This is a genomic window from Gemmobacter fulvus (assembly GCF_018798885.1).
Classification (GTDB): domain Bacteria; phylum Pseudomonadota; class Alphaproteobacteria; order Rhodobacterales; family Rhodobacteraceae; genus Gemmobacter; species Gemmobacter fulvus.
This window is the reverse complement of record NZ_CP076361.1, coordinates 2,779,116-2,795,608: the sequence shown is the minus strand read 5'-3', so window position 1 is coordinate 2,795,608 and position 16,493 is coordinate 2,779,116. Positions and strand designations below refer to the sequence as shown.

The window sequence follows — 16,493 nt, the reverse complement described above, 5'->3', positions numbered from 1 at the left end:
AACTAGAACAAATAAAGAACATTCGCAAGGGGCAGCCGGGGTTTGCAAGGACAAGGGCTCTCGCTGTCGCCTTTACCTACCGCCATGTCGCAAAGCGAAAAGTCCCGCCCGCACATCCGGCGCATTGAAGGAGAGACACATCCCCGCAGGAGCCCTTCCATGGCTGACGAAGACGATATCATCCTCTCTGACCTGTCCGACGATGAGCTGGTCCTGCAAATGCACGACGATCTCTATGACGGCCTGAAAGAAGAGATCGAAGAGGGCGTGACGATCCTGCTGGAACGCGGCTGGACCCCTTATGATGTCCTGACCAAGGCACTGGTCGCCGGCATGACCATCGTGGGCGCCGATTTCCGTGACGGCATCCTGTTCGTGCCCGAAGTGCTCCTGGCCGCCAATGCCATGAAGGCGGGCATGTTCATCCTGAAGCCCCTGCTGGCCGAAACCGGCGCGCCGCGCATGGGCAAGATGGTGATCGGCACCGTGAAGGGCGACATCCATGACATCGGCAAGAACCTTGTCGGCATGATGATGGAAGGCGCCGGGTTCGAGGTGCTGGATCTGGGCATCAACAATTCGGTCGAGAAATACCTCGAGGCGCTGGAAGCCGAAAAGCCTGACATTCTTGGCATGTCGGCGCTGCTGACCACGACCATGCCTTACATGAAGGTCGTCATCGACACGCTGAAAGAAAAAGGCATGCGCGAGGATTACATCGTGCTGGTCGGCGGTGCGCCGCTGAACGAGGAATTTGGCCGGGCAATCGGTGCGGATGCCTATTGCCGCGATGCCGCCGTTGCGGTGGAAACCGCCAAGCAGTTCGTGGCGCGCAAGCACAACCAGCTCAGCGCCTGATCGCGCGCTGGTTCGTTTTTGCAAAGGCGCGCCCGGTGGCGCGCCTTTTCTTTTGCGGGTGGACCTTGACGCGCTGCCGCCCCATCCCCACACCTGAGCCAGACGCCTAAGGAAGGCTGCCATGCGCCCCGACGATGTAAAGCTGACCGAGACCGGCCTCGCCCCCGCGCATCAGGGCCGCGTCCTGCTGATTGCCTGCGGGGCGCTGGCACATGAGGTGCTGGCCGTGAAACGCGCGGGCGGCTGGGCTCATCTGGATCTGCAATGTCTGCCCGCCAATCTGCATCTCTGGCCCGACCGCATCCCCGATGCCGTGGCCGCCGCCGTGGCCGAACATCGCGCGGATTATGAGGCGGTGTTCATCCTTTATGCCGATTGCGGCACCGGCGGCCTGTTGCAGGCCAAATGCGCCGAGCTGGGCGTGGAAATGCTGGAAGGCCCGCATTGTTATTCGTTCTTTGAAGGCAATGCCACCTTCGCCAAGATCGCAGAGGACGAGATCACCGCCTTCTACCTCACCGATTTTCTGGTGCGGCAGTTCGATGCCTTTGTCTGGCGGCCCATGGGGTTTGACAAACACCCGGAACTGATCCGCATGATGTTCGGCAATTACACCAAGCTGGTGTATCAGGCGCAGACCGACGATCCGGCTCTGGATGCCAAGGCGGCAGACTGCGCCGCGCGGCTGGGCCTTGCCTATGAACGCCGCTTTACCGGCTATGGCGATCTGGCTGTGGCGATTGAGCAGGTTGCCGCCCGCTGATACCGCCCGGCCTTTCCCTTGCCTGCCCGCTTCTTTAGGGTGGCGAAAATGCAAGGACGCCCGGCATGACAGCCCCCGCACTTTCGGCCCTTTCCGCCCTGCTGGGCGACAGGTTCAGCACCGCCCGCCCCGTCTGCGCCGCCCATGCGCAAAGCGAGACCCATATCCGCACCGGCCTGCCCGATGCAGTGGTCTTTCCCGAAACCAGCGCCGAGGTGGCCGCGATCCTGCGGATCTGCGCCGCACATCGGCTGCCGGTGATCGGCTGGGGGGCCGGCACTTCGCTGGAGGGGCATGCCCTGCCGCTGCATGGCGGCGTGAGTGTGGATTTCGTACGCATGAACCGCGTGCTGTCGGTCAGCCCCGAAGACATGCTGGTGCGGGTGCAGCCCGGCATCACACGCGAAGATCTGAACCGCGAATTGCGGGCGACGGGGCTGTTCTTCCCGGTCGATCCGGGGGCCAATGCCTCGCTGGGCGGTATGGCTGCCACCCGCGCCTCGGGAACGACGGCGGTGCGCTATGGCACGATGCGCGACGCGGTGCTGGGGCTGGAGGTGGCGCTGGCCGATGGTCGGCTGATCCGCACCGGCACGGCCGCGCCGAAATCCAGCGCGGGCTATGATCTGACGGCGCTGTTTGTCGGGTCAGAGGGCACGCTGGGTCTGATCACCGAACTGACGCTGCGCCTGCATGGCCAGCCCGAAGCGGTGTCGGCGGCGGTCTGCGCCTTTGCCAGCATGGGGGCGGCGGTCGATTGCGTGATCGAAACCATTCAGTCCGGTCTGCCGATGGCGCGGATCGAATTTCTCGATCCGGCGGCGGTTGCCGCCTGCAACGCCCATGCCCAGCAAAACCTGCCGCTGGCCCCGCATTTGCTGGTGGAGTTTCACGGCTCTCCCGCAGGTGTCGCCGAACAGGCCGCGCGTTTTGGCGAGATTGCCGAAAGCCATGACTGCACCGGGTTTCGCTGGGCCGAAAAGCCCGAGGAGCGCAGCGCGCTGTGGAGGATGCGCCATGCCGCCTACCCGGCCTGCCTCGCCTCGCGACCCGGTGCCACGGCGATTGTGACCGATGTCTGTGTGCCCATTTCAAAACTGGCCGAGGCGGTCGAGGAAACGCGGGCCGATATCGCCGAAAGCGGTATTCCGGGGCCGATCCTTGGCCATGTGGGCGATGGCAATTTTCATGCCATCCTGCTGATTGACTCCGAAAGCCGCGCCGAGGCCGCAACCGCCAAGGCGCTGGCCAGCCGCATGGCCGAACGCGCCCTAAGGTTGGGCGGCACGGTCAGCGGCGAACATGGCATCGGCATGGGCAAGCTGGCCTATATGCAGGCCGAACATGGTGACGCCTGGGCGGTCATGGGCACGCTGAAACATGCGCTGGACCCCGACAATATCCTCAACCCCGGAAAATTGGTGCCGCCGCATGACGCCGGATGATTTCACCCGCAGCTTCGTCACCCTCTGGAGCGCGCGCGACGCCAAGGGGCTGGCACAACTGGCCTGCGAGGACGCAGATATGCTGACCCTGACCGGGCTGTGGTGCGAAGGCCGCACCGCCATCACCGCTGCCTTCGAGGCAGAACTGACCGGCCTGTTCAGCCGCGCCCGTCTGGTCACTGGCAAGGGCAAGCTGCGCCCGCTGGGGCCGGGGGCCGCCGTGCTGCATCAGCGGTTCGTCCTGTCTGGCCTTGTCGATGCCGAAGGCCGCGACCTTGGCCGCATCGGCGCGCTGCTGATTGCCACGCTGGTCGCAAAACCCGAAGGCTGGCAGGCCGTGACGCTGCAATTCAGCGCCACGGACGGCTGAGCTCAGTAATAGGCGGAATAGTGACGGCGGAATTTTCCGCTGTCGATTTCGCGCTGACGGTGTTCAAGGTCAATGCGATCCCGTGCGCTGCTCAGATAGGATTGCTCCAGTTCTTCGGCGGTCGGAATGCGCAGCGCGCGGATGATTTTGGTCACGGTGGACAACATGGCGAACCTCGTATGGTTAGCCTCCCTGCGCTCAATATGGGTCATAGGGGCTGACAGAACAACCGCCACCTGCGCCGTGCCGCCTTGCATTTTCTGCAACGCAGCAAAACTCGTCGCGGCGGTCTAGCCTGCCAGCAGGGCGCGGGCGGCCTCGCGCGCGGCATCCGACACGCTGTCGCCCGACAGCATCCGCCCGATCTCTTCGATCCGCGCGGCCCCGTCCAGCGGTGTGACAGTCGAGGTCGTCATATCAGCCACAACCCGCTTTTCCACCCGCCAGTGATGCGCCCCGAGCGCCGCAACCTGCGGGCTGTGTGTCACCACCAGAACCTGCGCGCCCGTCGCCAGCGCCTTGAGTCTGCGCCCCACCGCATCCGCCGTGGCCCCGCCGACGCCCCTGTCGATCTCGTCAAAGATCAGCGTCATGCCGGGGGTATCGCCGGTCAGGCAGACCTTCAGCGCCAGCAGGAACCGGCTCAGCTCACCGCCCGAGGCGATGCGGTTCAGCGGCCCTGCCGGGGCACCCGGATTGGTGGCCACGGTAAAGGCCACCGCATCGCGCCCCTCCGGCCCCGGATCGCCCTCGGTCACATGGGTGACAAACACCGCCCGCTCCATCTTGAGCGGGGCCAGCTCTGCTGCCATCGCCGCATCCAGTCGCAGCGCCGCCGCACGCCGGATGGCGGTCAACTCTGCCGACGCTGCATCATAGCTGTCTTGCGCCAGCGCCACTGCCCGCGTCAGTGCCGCAATGTTCTGCGCCCCGCCATCGAGCGCCTCCAGCCGGGTCCGCAGCCCTTCGGCGAAACCGCCCAGATCGTCCGGCAGCACCGAATGTTTGCGCGCCAGCGCCCGGATGGCGAACAGTCGCTCTTCCAGCGCCTCCAGCTCTGCCGGGTTGAAATCCAGCGCCGAAAGGCACCGATCCACGCCGGATTGCGCCTCGCCCAATTCCATCAGCACGCGGTTCAACGCGGCAATCGGCGCATCCAGCGCGCCATCGGCCTGATCCGCCGCCCCTTCCAGCCGCCGCAGCGCCTCCAGCAGCATCGCCTCGGCCCCCTGCTCTGACAGGGTGGCCGCCGCCCGCGCCACATCCGCGCGGATTTTCTCCGATGCCTGCATGGCGCGGCGGCGGGTGTCGAGCACCGCCTCTTCGCCCGATTCAGGGTTCAGCTTGTCCAGTTCGGCCACCGCATGACGCAGGAAGGATTCTTCGGCCTGCACTGCCGCCAAGGCCCCTTCCGCCGCCGCAAGCTGCTTCTTGCTGCTGGCCAGGGCCGACCATGCGGCGCGCGCCGGGGCCAGATCCAGCCCGGCATAAGCATCAAGCATCTGCCGGTGCCCCCGCGGGTTCAGCAGACCCCGGTCGTCATGCTGGCCATGCAGTTCCACCAGCCGGTCCGACAGCGCGCGCAGCACCTCGCCAGAGACGCGGCGGTCATTGACCCAGGCGGTCTTGCGGCCATCGGCATGGTTGATCCGGCGCAGGATCAGTTCGTCCTCGGCCTCGATCCCGTATTCTGCCAGAACATCCCGGGCGGCATGGGCGGGCGGCAGGTCGAACACCGCGACCACTTCGCCCTGTTCGGCCCCCTGCCGCACCAGTTCGGCCCGACCACGCCAGCCCAGCACAAAGCCCAGACTGTCCAGCAGAATGGATTTGCCTGCCCCGGTTTCCCCGGTCAGCACATTCAGCCCCGGCTGAAACAACAGCGAGAGCCGATCAATGATCAGCATGTCCCGGATATCGAGCGAACGCAGCATCTTGGTTCCCGCAGGCGAGGCTTACCCCGCCATCCTTACAGCCATTCGCCCTTGATCACCTGACGGTAAACCTTGCTCAGCCAGCTGTCGCCCTTGGCCTCCATCGACAGGCCCCGCCCGGTCAGCAGTTTATAGCTGTCGTCATAGAACGGGCTGGACTGATAGTTGTGGCCCAGAATCGCCCCGGCCGTCTGCGCCTCATCGGTAAAGCCGAGCGCCAGATAGGCCTCGACCAGACGGTGCAACGCTTCGGCGGTATGCGTCGTGGTCTGGAAGTCCTGCACCACCACACGGAAGCGGTTGATCGCCGAGGTGTAGTGCCCCTTCTTCAGGTAATAGCGCCCGATCTCCATCTCTTTGGCGGCCAGATGGTCGAACGCCAGGTCGAACTTCAGAATCGCCGAGCGGGCATATTCGGAATTGGGGTATTCTTCGATCACTTCGCGCAGCGCCTGAAGCGCCTGGAAGGTCAGCCCCTGATCGCGGCCCACTTCGTCGATCTGGTCATAATAGGACAGCGCCATCAGGTATTTGGCATAGGCGGCTTCTTCATCGCCGGGGTAATAATCCAGAAAACGCTGTGCGGCGGCACGGGCGTCTTCATAGTTCTTACCCTGATGATAGGTGAAGGCCTGCATGATCAAGGCACGGCGCGCCCATTCGGAATAGGGATACAGGCGCTCAACCTCGGCGAAATAGCGGATCGCGGATTCCGGTTTGCCCTCTTGCTCCAGCGTGAATTCGCCACGCTTGTAGATCTGCTCGGCGCTGAGCGTATCCAGCGGCACTTCCTTGGAACTGCCGCCGCCACACCCTGCCAGCATCGCTGCAAGAAGCAGACCGCCAAGGATGCCCGCGCCCGAATTTCCGCCTGTCATCTTACGCACATTCGCCTCGTCAATTCCGGCCCTTCCGCGCAGGGCAAACCCGCGCAGCGGCGCAAGGGGGCACCGAACTGCCAGGCTGTTTGGCTTGTCCTAGCACAGAAAAATCCGGGGCGCAAAACGCCTTTGTTGGCGCAGCGTTGCAGAATATGCCGCTCAGAGCTGCGCCGGCAGATCACCGCGATGCACACCCATACCCGGCAGCTTGCAGCCGGTCTGGGTGCTGCAATCCACATAGGCCCAAGCCTCGGGTTGCGCGAACAGCGCGCGCAGCAGCCGGTTGGTCAGGGCATGGCCCGCGCGCACCCCGGTATAGCGGCCCAGAATCGGCCCACCCGCCAGCGACAGGTCGCCCAAGGCGTCGAGCATCTTGTGGCGCACCGGCTCATCCGAATGACGCAGGCCACCGGGGCTGAGCACCCGGCCATCCTCGAACACCACGGCATTTTCCAGCGTGCCGCCAAGCGCCAGCCCGTTGGCGCGCATCCGGTCCACATCGGATTGCAGACAGAAGGTGCGGCTGTCGCACAGCTCGCGCACAAAAGCGCCATTCGCCATGTTCAGGGTTTTTTCCTGACGGCCGATGGCGGCTTCGGTAAAGTCGATCTGGAAGTCGATCTCCAGCATGTCCGACGGCTCCAGCCGGGCCACGGCCTCGCCCTCGCCGACCTCCACGGTTTTCAGCACGCGGATGGCACGCACGGGGGCGGCTTGCGCCACCAGACCCACTTGCAGGAAACGGTCGACAAAGGACACGGACGAGCCATCAAGGATCGGCACTTCCGGCCCGTCAATGTCGATGATCGCATTGTGGATCGCACAGCCGGCAAGCGCCGCCATGATATGTTCGATGGTCGACACCGACACACCCGACGGATTGGCGACCAGCGTGCAGAGCTTGGAGGGCACAACCGCATCCCAGCGCGCCGGGATCATCACATCCCCTGCCGACAGGTCGGTGCGACGGAACCAGATGCCCGTCTCGGCGGCAGCCGGACGTACCACCATGCGCACGGGTTCCCCCGAGTGCAGGCCAAGGCCAGTAAAGACCGCAGCGGATTTCAAGGTGTTCTGCACGTTCAGCCCCCAAGATGGACCAGAGTTCCACGGCGCACTTCCCCAGGTTATCCACAAGGTCATGGCCGCGATGTCTAGGTAAGTCCGGGGGCGGTTTTGCTCAACTCACTCTTTGTAACCGGATGTAACAGTCGGACAAAGGTGGTGCAACATTCCGCCAATTCAGCAGCAACACCCTGAAAATACAAAAGAAAAAGCCCGGTCACCCGGGCTTTCTCTTGACAAATTGTGACCGCACAATCGCGGGTCAGTTGGCCTGACGGCGCAGGAATGCCGGAATTTCGATGCGTTCCTGATCGGCGGAAAGCTCCGGCTCGTCGTCATAATGGGTCACTTGCGGCTGCTGGCGCGGGGCCGGACGTTCCGCTGCGGGCTCTGCCGTGTGGCCAGCCATGCGGTTGATCAGCGACCCGATGCCGAAGCGCGGCTTTTCCGCGGCGGGCCGGGCCGGGGCTGCCGGGGCGGCACCGCGCGGTTGCGGGGCCGGTTGCTGGGGACGCTGGGCCGTTGCCGGGTTCTTGGTCACAGCGGCTTGCAGACGGGCCATCGCCTCGGGCGAGGGCTGGCCAGCGGCGCGCGGACGCGGGGCGACAAAGGCTGCCGCATCTTCGTCATGCGCAGCAAGGCTACGCGCCGGGGCGGCGGCAGGCTGCTGCGGACGATAGGCCGGGGGCGGCATGTCATCCATGACAACATGCTCCGGCTCGGCCATCGGGGCAAAGCTGGCGGGCTGCTGTTGCGGCGCGTCAAACAGGCTCGGGGTCGGCTGGGCCATCTGCGGCTGGTAATGCTGCTGCGGGGCCGGAGCGGGCTGCTGCGCCGGAACGACCGAAACCGTCACAGCCGGACGGGCTTCAACGCGCGGCTCGGCGGCCGGGGTAAAGGCAGGCTGCTGCGCCATCGGGCGGCGTGCCGGGGTTTCGGCACGGTTCGAAGCGGAAGCGTCGATGCCGGTGGCCACGACAGACACGCGGATCATGCCTTCCATCGAGGTGTCGAGCGTCGAGCCCACGATGATATTGGCATCCGGGTCCACTTTTTCGCGGATGATATTGGCGGCCTCGTCCAGTTCGAACAGGGTCAGATCATAGCCGCCGGTGATATTGATCAGCACACCCTTGGCACCGTTCAGGCTGATTTCATCCAGCAGCGGGTTGGCGATGGCCTTTTCGGCGGCCTGCACGGCGCGATCTTCGCCCGAGGCTTCGCCGGTACCCATCATGGCCTTGCCCATCTCGTCCATCACCGAGCGCACGTCGGCAAAGTCGAGGTTGATCAGGCCGGGGCGCACCATCAGATCGGTCACGCCCTTGACGCCCTGATACAGAACGTCATCGGCCATGGCGAAGGCTTCGGTAAAGGTGGTGCGTTCGTTGGCCAGACGGAACAGGTTCTGGTTCGGAATGATGATCAGCGTATCGACGACCTTTTGCAGGGCCTCGATGCCCTCCTCGGCCTGACGCATCCGCTTGTTGCCTTCGAACTGGAACGGTTTGGTGACAACACCGACCGTCAGCACGCCCAGCTCACGCGCGGCCTGCGCGATGATCGGTGCAGCGCCGGTTCCCGTGCCACCGCCCATGCCGGCGGTGATGAAGCACATATGCGCCCCTGCCAGATGATCCACGATGGCTTCGATGGTTTCTTCGGCGGCGGCAGCGCCGACCGTCGGGCGCGCCCCTGCCCCCAGACCTTCTGTGACCTTCGGCCCCATCTGGATCTTGGCGGTTGCGTTGCTTTGCTGGAGTGCCTGGGCATCCGTATTCGCAACAACGAACTCCACCCCCTCCAGATTCTTGTCGATCATGTTGTTGACGGCATTGCCGCCCGCACCGCCGACGCCAAACACAGTAATGCGCGGCTTCAGCTCTTCGCGCTGGGAGGTCATCATCAGATTCAGAGTCATTGCCAATCCGCCTGCTTTTTTATGGGCCGCCAGAGATTTTCATTTTCTTTTCAGGACTTTCGATACGCCTGTCCCCTGCGTCGAAATCCTGACTTATCCGCAATTCTATCCACAGACGCGGGCAAGGTCACGAAAAAAACACAAGTTTCCCACAAAATATGGGGGATAATTGGGCCTTGTCAGCGGGATTTCGCCTTGGACACATGATTTGGGGGGTAAAGGGGAAATTGGCTTCACCAATTGTCCTTAAACCATTTCAACGCCCGTTTCAGTGACCGCGCCGGATATTTCTCGGACGGGATATCGAAATCCCACCATTCATCCTGCGGATGGGTCGCGAACAGGCACAACCCGACAGCCGAGGAGAACGCCGGGCCGGTAACGGCCTGCGGCAGCCCCTGAATCCGCAGCGGACGCCCGAGGCGCACGCGCTGGCCCAAGATACGGGCGGCCAGCCCGTCAAGGCCGGGGATCTGGCTTGCGCCGCCGGTCAGCACGATCTGCTGGCTGGGCAGGTGGTCAAAGCCCGCTGCATCCAGCCGGGCGCGCGCTTCTTCCAGAATTTCCTCGACGCGCGGGCGCATGATGCCAATCAGCTCGGTCCGGCTGACGCGGCGGCGGTCTTTTTCCCAATCGCCGCTGTCGCCGCCCATCTCGATCATCTCGCGGTCATCCATGCTGGTGGCATGCACCCCGCCATGTTTGGTCTTGATCCGCTCGGCCACCGCCATCGGCACTTGCAGGCCCTTGGAGATATCGAGCGTCACATGATCGCCGCCCATGCGCACGCTGTCGGCAAAGATCATGTGTTTCTTGATGAAGATCGAAATCCCGGTAGAGCCGCCGCCCATGTCGATGCAGGCCGCCCCCAGTTCCTGTTCGTCTTCCACAAGGCTGGAAATGCCCGAAACATAGGCCGACGAGGCGATGCCCGCCAGTTCCAGATCACAACGCTTGATGCAGTAGAACAGGTTTTGCACCACCGAGGCCTCGACAGACAGCAGGTGCATGTCGCAGGCCAGCCGGTTGCCGATCTGGCCGCGCGGATCGCCCAGCCCGGTGCGGTGATCCAGCGCAAAATTGACCGGCTGCGCGTGCAGCACTTCGCGGCCATAGCCGATGTCCGGCATGTCGCAGGCCGACAGCACCCGCGCCACGTCCTGCTCTGTCACCACGGAATCCTGCAATTCCCATTCGCCCGCAAGGCCATAGCTGCGCGGCTCTGCCCCCGAAAAGGTGGCGATGACATGATCGACCCGCACATTGGCCATTTTCTGCGCCGCCTGAACGGCGGTGCGGATGGCGCGCTCGGTCTCTGTCATTTCGGCAATCTCGCCAAACCGCACCCCGCGCGACCGGGTGGTGGCCGCACCGATGATGCGGAACTGCGATTGCCCGGCCATGGAGCCGACGCCATCGCTTTCGCGCCGCCGTTCCGGCCCGTCAAAGCGCAGCACGAGGCAGGCAATCTTGCTCGACCCGATGTCGAGAATGGCCACAACGCCGCGCTGCATGGCGGCGCGGCGCATGTTCCGCATGGCACGCTGCGATTGGTAGAGATCGGTCATAGGTCACTCTCCGCAGTCTCAATACCCTTGGCACGACGCAATTCGCGCAAGGAATGGGGGGCAAGGCGTAGCGTGGGGCGCATCTGGTTGCGCAGGTCCACGGTGAAAATATCGCGGTTCAACAGGTCTTCGGCCTTGTCCAGCGCCAGCAGGCGTTCCAGCGCACGAACAGGTTCCTTGGCGGGCAGCAGGATGCGCTGGTTCCGGTCCAGCACCAGATCCCAGCGCCGTTCACCCATGCGCACAAGGCCGCGCAGGCGGGGCGTGATCGGTTCGGCGGCCCGCACCAGCGCCAGCGCCTCGGCTGCCGCCAGATCGGCCCCCTCGCCCGCCATCACCGGCAGGTCGGGACGGTCGGCGCGGGTCAGCACCTTGGCGACACGGCGCCCGGTCTTGTCCAGCAGGTCCAGCTCGTCGCCCTTGCGCCAGATCAGCGCGGGCTGGCGTTCGGTGATCGTCACCTCCAGCACACCGCCGCTTTTGACCTTCACATCCGCCTGCGCCACCGCATCCAGCGTGGCGATACGGGCGCGGGCCGCCTCCAGATCCAGATCGAAACTGGATTGCGGCAGTTTGATCGCCAGAATATCGCGGATCGCCGCGTCCAGCGACGGCGACGCGCCGCTGATCGACAGAACCGACACCATGAATTCCGGGCGCTGCTCCACTGCCGTGCGCAGATCATCCACCTTCGACAGCAGGGCCGCCCGGCGCGCGTCATTGCCCAGCCAGACCCCTGCCACGAACACGATCAGAAAGGCCGGCAGCCCCACCCGCATCACGATGCGGAACAGTGGTGTAAGCCACAGCCGCTGCATCCGGTAGGCCATGCGGGTCGGTGCCGGATCGCGGCGCATGTCGCCCGCCTGTGGCCGCGCCGCCGCGCCGCGCGACGGATCCGCCGGATAGCGCCGGTCTGCGGTCAGCGGTTGCATGACGCATCCTCCACGATCCAGGCGCAAAGCTCGGGAAAGCTGATGCCAAGATGGGCGGCCTGTTCCGGCGCCAGCGAGGTTGGCGTCATGCCCGGCTGCGTGTTGGTTTCCAGCAGGATCAGCCCGGCCAGACCGCGCATCTCGTCCCAGCGGAAATCGGTGCGGCTCAGGCCACGGCACCCCAGCGCCCGGTGGGCGCGCAGAGCATAATCGAAACAGGCGGCGGTAATTTCGGCCGGGATCTGCGCCGGAACCTCGTGCCGCGAGCCGCCGACCGAATATTTCGCGTGGTAATCGTACCAGCCTGAGGTGATGATATCCGTCACCGCCAAGGCCCGGTCGCCCAGCACGGCGCAGGTCAGCTCGCGCCCCGGGGCATAGGTTTCCACCATCACCGTTTCAGGCATGTCATCCGACAGCTGCGGCGGGCTGTTGGCCGCCTCATGCACGATATAGACCCCGACGGACGAGCCTTCGTTGTTCGGTTTCACCACATAGGGCGGCTGCAGCACATGGGTCTTGCGCACGGTGTCGCGTGCGGCCAGCACGCTGTCCAGCACCGGCAGACCAGCGGCGCGGAACACGTCCTTGCTGCGCTGCTTGTCCATGGCCAGCGCCGAGGCCAGCAGCCCGGAATGGGTATAGGGAATACGCATCCATTCCAGCAGGCCCTGCACACAGCCATCTTCACCCCAGCGGCCATGCAGGGCGTTGAACACGCAATCGGGTTTGATCTCGGCCAGACGTGCGGCCAGATCGGGGCCGGCCTCGACCTCGACCACCTGATACCCGGCTTCCCTGAGAGCGGCGGCGCATTCACGCCCAGACACAAGAGAAACCTCCCGCTCTGCGGAAAGCCCACCCTTCAAAACCGCCACGAGGGAGCCCGTCTTGCCCGACTTGCTCGCCATTTACTGCCTCTTCAGGGTCTGTTGCCCTGATATTCTTGTTATTTTGCCGCCGGTTCACCGACGCGCATGATTTCCCACTCTAGCGTGATCCCGCTGTGTTGGAAAACCCTTTTTCGCACATCCTCGCCCAATTCTTCAAGATCGGCGGCAGTTGCGCCACCCGCGTTGATCAGAAAGTTGGAATGCATCTCGCTCATCTGCGCGCCACCCCGACGGGCACCGCGCATACCGGCGGCGTCGATCACCTTCCAGGCCTTCAGTTCATGGGTGTCATCCGCCGCGCCGGTAGAGCTGCGCCCCAGCGGATTGCGGAAGGTCGACCCGGCGCTGCGCTCTTTGGTGGGCTGGCTGGCGTCACGTTTGGCCAGTTGATCTTCCATCCGCGCGGCCAGGCTGGCCGGATCGCCCGCAGGCGCGCGGAATGTAGCCGAGACGATCACCGCCCCTTCGGCCAGATCGGATTGGCGATAGCGCAGGTTCAGCGCGGTGGCGGGCAGGGTTTGCAGCGTGCCATCGCGGGTGACGATCTGGATTTCCTCCAGCACATCCGCAACATAATGGCCATAACACCCGGCATTCATCCGCACCGCCCCGCCGACAGAGCCGGGAATGGTGCGCAGGAAAGTCAGATCGCGGCCCGCCTCGGCGGATTTGCGCGCGACATGGGCGTCCAGCGCCGCGGCCCCTGCCGTCACACGGTCACCGTCGATCTCGATCCCGTTGAAATTACGCCCCAGACGGATCACCACGGCGTGCAAGCCGCCATCGCGCACGATCAGGTTGGACCCTACCCCCATCGGAAACACCGGCACAGCCGGATCCAGCGCCGCCAGAAAGGCGCAGAGATCCGCCAGATCGGCAGGCTGAAACAGGACATCGGCAGGCCCACCGACACGCAACCATGTCAGATCGGCCAGAGGGCGGTTCGGCGTCAAGGCGCCGCGCGGGGTGGGAAGCGGGATCATGGCCCTGTGGTAATGGCGGTTTTGCCCGTGTTCAAGTCATATGCGTGCAAACCGGCGCGACCGGGCAGCAGGCCGCTAGTCCGCCCCCTGCCCGCGCATCCGGCGCAACAGAAAGATCAGCGGCCAGCGCAGCACACTTGCCCCGCCCGCCAGCGCCAGCATCCCCCAGAACGGCCCGTTTTCATAGGTGATCCAGCCCAAAAGCGGAATCCCCACCAGCGCCAGCGCATAGGCGGCGGGCCAGTGCCAGCGGCGCGGCGCCATGGCGATCAGCGTCGCCACCAGCGCCCAGAGGCAGGCCACGGTCAAAGAGGCGGTCATTGGCCCGGCTCCACATCCTGCGTGATGCGGTTTCTGCCCGTCGCTCCGCTCATGCGGCCTTGCCCGTCAGCCGGGCGGGCAGACCATTGGCCCAGGTCGAGATCGTGCCTGCCCCAAGGCAGACCACCATGTCGCCCGGACGGGCCTGTTCGCGCACGAGCCGCTCCAGGTCGTCCTCGTTCATCAGGGCGCGGGCATGGCGATGGCCATGCGCGATCAGCCCGGCCACCAGATCATCGCGCGAGGCGCCGGGGATCGGGTCTTCACCCGCCGCATAAACCTCGGCAATCGCCACCACATCCGCCTCGTTGAAGCAGGTGCAGAAATCCTCGAACAGCGAGGACAGGCGGGTATAGCGGTGCGGTTGATGCACGGCGATGACACGCCCCTTGGTCGCCTGCCGGGCGGCGCGCAGCACAGCCGCGATTTCAACCGGGTGATGGCCATAATCGTCAATGATGGTCACGCCATTCACCTCGCCCACCTTGGTGAAGCGGCGGTTGACACCGGCAAACGCGGCCAGCGCGTCGCGGATCTGATCCTTTTTCATGCCAAGGTGGCGGGCCACGGCCACCGCAGACAGCGCGTTGGACACGTTGTGATCCCCCGGCATCGGCAGGGTGCAGCCCTCGATCACCGCGCCATTGCCCTCGCCTTGCAGCGCAATGTCAAAATGCGCCACGCCATTTTCGAAGGTCAGGTTGATCGCCCGCACATCGGCCTGCGCGTTGAAGCCGAAGGTGACGATGCGACGGTCGGTGACGCGCCCGACCAACGCCTGCACCTCGGGATGATCGGTGCAGCAGACCGCCAGACCATAGAACGGGATGTTCGACACGAAGTCATAGAAGCCTTTGCGCAGCGCATCAAAGCTGCCCCAATGCTCCATATGTTCGGGGTCGATATTGGTGACGATGGCAATGGTGGCGGGCAGACGGTTGAAGCTGCCGTCGCTTTCATCGGCCTCGACCACCATCCATTCCCCTGCCCCGGCGCGTGCGTTGGAGCCATAGGCATGGATCACCCCGCCATTGATGACGGTCGGATCGAACCCGCCCTTGTCCAGCAAGGTCGCCACCATGGTCGTCGTGGTGGTTTTGCCATGCGTGCCCGCAATGGCGATATTGGATTTCAGCCGCATCAGCTCGGCCAGCATTTCGGCACGGCGCACCACGGGCAGGCCCCGGCGGCGGGCCTCTTCCAGTTCGGGGTTGCCCTTCTTGATGGCCGACGAAATCACCACCACCGCCGCATCGCCGATATTCTCGGCGCGCTGGCCTTCAAAGAAGCGTGCGCCCAGCGTCACAAGGCGGTCGGTGATCTTCGACGCCTTGGCATCCGATCCCTGCACCGGATAGCCCAAGGTCATCAGCACTTCGGCAATGCCCGACATGCCGATGCCGCCGATGCCGACGAAATGAATGGGGCCCAGTTCTCCGGGCAGTTTGGTGGCGGCGGCAGCGTTCATGGGTCACTCTTTCCGGGCAAGGCGCAGGACAAGCTCCACCAGACGGTCGGTCGCATCGGGGCGTCCCTGCGCCGTGGCAAGGACCGCCATCCGCATGGCGGCCTGCGGCTGAGAAAGCACGGCGGCCATTTGCGCGGACAGGCTGGCGGGGTCAAGGGCGGATTCGGGGATCAGGATGGCGGCCCCGGCATCGACCAGCCCGCGCGCATTGGCAGTCTGGTGGTCGGCGGTGGCGGCGGCAAAGGGGATCAGGATCGACGGGCGGCCGATCACCGAAATATCCGCAACCGACGAAGCGCCAGAGCGCGAGATCACCAGCTGCGCTTCGGACAGGCGGCGCGGAATATCGGTGAAGAAGGGCTGCACATCGGCAGATATGCCTGCCGTATCATAGGCTTGAACTACACGTGGCAGGTCTTCGGCGCGGGCCTGATGCGCCACGCGCAACTGCGCACGCACGGCCTCTGGCAGGGCTGCAATGGCGGCAGGCACCACATCCGACAGGATGCGCGCGCCCTGAGAGCCGCCGATCACCACGATGTCCATCGGATAGTCACCGGGCGGAATATACCCCGCGCCCGCGCGTTCCAGCACCGCGCCGCGCACCGGATTTCCGGTGTGAATTCCCTCCACCCCCTCCGGCAGGGTAGTGGGCCAGGTGCCGCAGGCCACCGCATCCACCCTACGGGCGAACAGGGCATTGACGCGGCCCAGCACGCCATTCTGTTCATGGATCATGCGCGGCAGGCGCAGCAGCGTCGCGGCGGCCAGTGCCGGAATTGACGGATAGCCGCCAAACCCCACTACCAGCGCCGGGCGGTCGCGCCGCAGTGCCAGCACCGCCGAAATCACCCCCCCGGCAATGCGGAACGGCACCAGCGCCTTGGCGGCCAGACCGCCACGCGCAAAGGTGGCCGAGGCGACCTGCTCGACCGGCACCTGCGCCGGAAAACCGCCGGCATAACGGGCCCCGCGCGCATCGGTCGACAGTTTCACCCGCCAGCCGCGGGCGATCATCGCCTCGGCCAGCGCCTGCGCCGGGAACATATGCCCGCCCGTGCCGCCTGCTGCGATCAGCAGAAGCGGCG

General features: G+C 64.8%; 16 protein-coding genes. 4 read left to right on the top strand and 12 right to left on the bottom strand.

Features of this window, described 5'->3' with window-relative positions; all coding sequences use genetic code 11:
- Nucleotides 1-159 precede the first annotated feature (159 nt).
- The 4 genes from KM031_RS13520 to KM031_RS13505 all read left to right on the top strand — a co-directional run bounded on the left by KM031_RS13520 (nt 160) and on the right by KM031_RS13505 (nt 3,436).
- Nucleotides 160-858, top strand: coding sequence for a cobalamin B12-binding domain-containing protein (locus KM031_RS13520; RefSeq protein WP_215506164.1), 699 nt, complete (start codon nt 160-162; stop codon nt 856-858).
- A gap of 121 nt (nt 859-979) precedes the next feature.
- Nucleotides 980-1,621 carry a DUF1638 domain-containing protein gene (locus tag KM031_RS13515; RefSeq protein ID WP_215506163.1) on the top strand — a complete coding sequence of 214 codons (642 nt, stop codon included), beginning with the start codon at nt 980-982 and terminating at the stop codon, nt 1,619-1,621.
- A 65-nt stretch (nt 1,622-1,686) separates the two neighbouring features.
- Nucleotides 1,687-3,066, top strand: a complete 1,380-nt coding sequence (locus tag KM031_RS13510; RefSeq protein ID WP_215506162.1) for an FAD-binding oxidoreductase — start codon at nt 1,687-1,689, stop codon at nt 3,064-3,066.
- On the top strand, nt 3,053-3,436 hold the full coding sequence (locus tag KM031_RS13505) for an SgcJ/EcaC family oxidoreductase (protein WP_215506161.1): 384 nt from the start codon (nt 3,053-3,055) through the stop codon (nt 3,434-3,436). Before KM031_RS13510 ends, KM031_RS13505 begins: the two co-directional genes overlap by 14 nt.
- A gap of 2 nt (nt 3,437-3,438) precedes the next feature.
- On the opposite strand, the gene KM031_RS13500 is transcribed toward KM031_RS13505, so the two are convergent.
- From KM031_RS13500 to KM031_RS13445, 12 genes are all read right to left on the bottom strand, one after another.
- A complete protein-coding gene (locus KM031_RS13500) occupies nt 3,439-3,603 on the bottom strand; it encodes a DUF3563 family protein (RefSeq protein ID WP_215506160.1) in 165 nt (54 codons plus the stop codon).
- A 123-nt stretch (nt 3,604-3,726) separates the two neighbouring features.
- Nucleotides 3,727-5,370, bottom strand: a complete 1,644-nt coding sequence (gene recN, locus KM031_RS13495; protein WP_215506159.1) for a DNA repair protein RecN — start codon at nt 5,368-5,370, stop codon at nt 3,727-3,729.
- A 35-nt stretch (nt 5,371-5,405) separates the two neighbouring features.
- Nucleotides 5,406-6,248, bottom strand: a complete 843-nt coding sequence (locus tag KM031_RS13490; RefSeq protein ID WP_215506209.1) for an outer membrane protein assembly factor BamD — start codon at nt 6,246-6,248, stop codon at nt 5,406-5,408.
- A 162-nt stretch (nt 6,249-6,410) separates the two neighbouring features.
- Nucleotides 6,411-7,331, bottom strand: a complete 921-nt coding sequence (lpxC, locus tag KM031_RS13485) for a UDP-3-O-acyl-N-acetylglucosamine deacetylase (protein ID WP_215506158.1) — start codon at nt 7,329-7,331, stop codon at nt 6,411-6,413.
- A gap of 247 nt (nt 7,332-7,578) precedes the next feature.
- The gene (ftsZ, locus tag KM031_RS13480) at nt 7,579-9,237 is read right to left on the bottom strand and encodes a cell division protein FtsZ (RefSeq protein WP_215506157.1); all 1,659 of its coding nucleotides are present in this window, start codon (nt 9,235-9,237) and stop codon (nt 7,579-7,581) included.
- A gap of 233 nt (nt 9,238-9,470) precedes the next feature.
- Nucleotides 9,471-10,805 (bottom strand): cell division protein FtsA, encoded by a 1,335-nt coding sequence (ftsA, locus tag KM031_RS13475; RefSeq protein WP_215506156.1) that lies wholly within the window; start codon nt 10,803-10,805, stop codon nt 9,471-9,473.
- On the bottom strand, nt 10,802-11,740 hold the full coding sequence (locus KM031_RS13470; protein ID WP_215506155.1) for a cell division protein FtsQ/DivIB: 939 nt from the start codon (nt 11,738-11,740) through the stop codon (nt 10,802-10,804). The genes ftsA and KM031_RS13470 overlap by 4 nt, the downstream gene beginning before the upstream one ends.
- Nucleotides 11,728-12,651 carry a D-alanine--D-alanine ligase gene (locus tag KM031_RS13465; protein ID WP_215506154.1) on the bottom strand — a complete coding sequence of 308 codons (924 nt, stop codon included), beginning with the start codon at nt 12,649-12,651 and terminating at the stop codon, nt 11,728-11,730. Before KM031_RS13465 ends, KM031_RS13470 begins: the two co-directional genes overlap by 13 nt.
- Before the next feature lie 38 nt (nt 12,652-12,689).
- Entirely contained in the window at nt 12,690-13,616 is a 927-nt protein-coding gene (murB, locus tag KM031_RS13460) for a UDP-N-acetylmuramate dehydrogenase (RefSeq protein ID WP_215506153.1), read from the bottom strand.
- Between the two features lie 75 nt (nt 13,617-13,691).
- Nucleotides 13,692-13,937 (bottom strand): DUF2484 family protein, encoded by a 246-nt coding sequence (locus tag KM031_RS13455; protein ID WP_215506152.1) that lies wholly within the window; start codon nt 13,935-13,937, stop codon nt 13,692-13,694.
- Between the two features lie 49 nt (nt 13,938-13,986).
- The gene (gene murC, locus KM031_RS13450) at nt 13,987-15,405 is read right to left on the bottom strand and encodes a UDP-N-acetylmuramate--L-alanine ligase (RefSeq protein ID WP_215506151.1); all 1,419 of its coding nucleotides are present in this window, start codon (nt 15,403-15,405) and stop codon (nt 13,987-13,989) included.
- A gap of 3 nt (nt 15,406-15,408) precedes the next feature.
- The gene (locus tag KM031_RS13445; RefSeq protein WP_246567162.1) at nt 15,409-16,452 is read right to left on the bottom strand and encodes a UDP-N-acetylglucosamine--N-acetylmuramyl-(pentapeptide) pyrophosphoryl-undecaprenol N-acetylglucosamine transferase; all 1,044 of its coding nucleotides are present in this window, start codon (nt 16,450-16,452) and stop codon (nt 15,409-15,411) included.
- Nucleotides 16,453-16,493 lie beyond the last annotated feature (41 nt).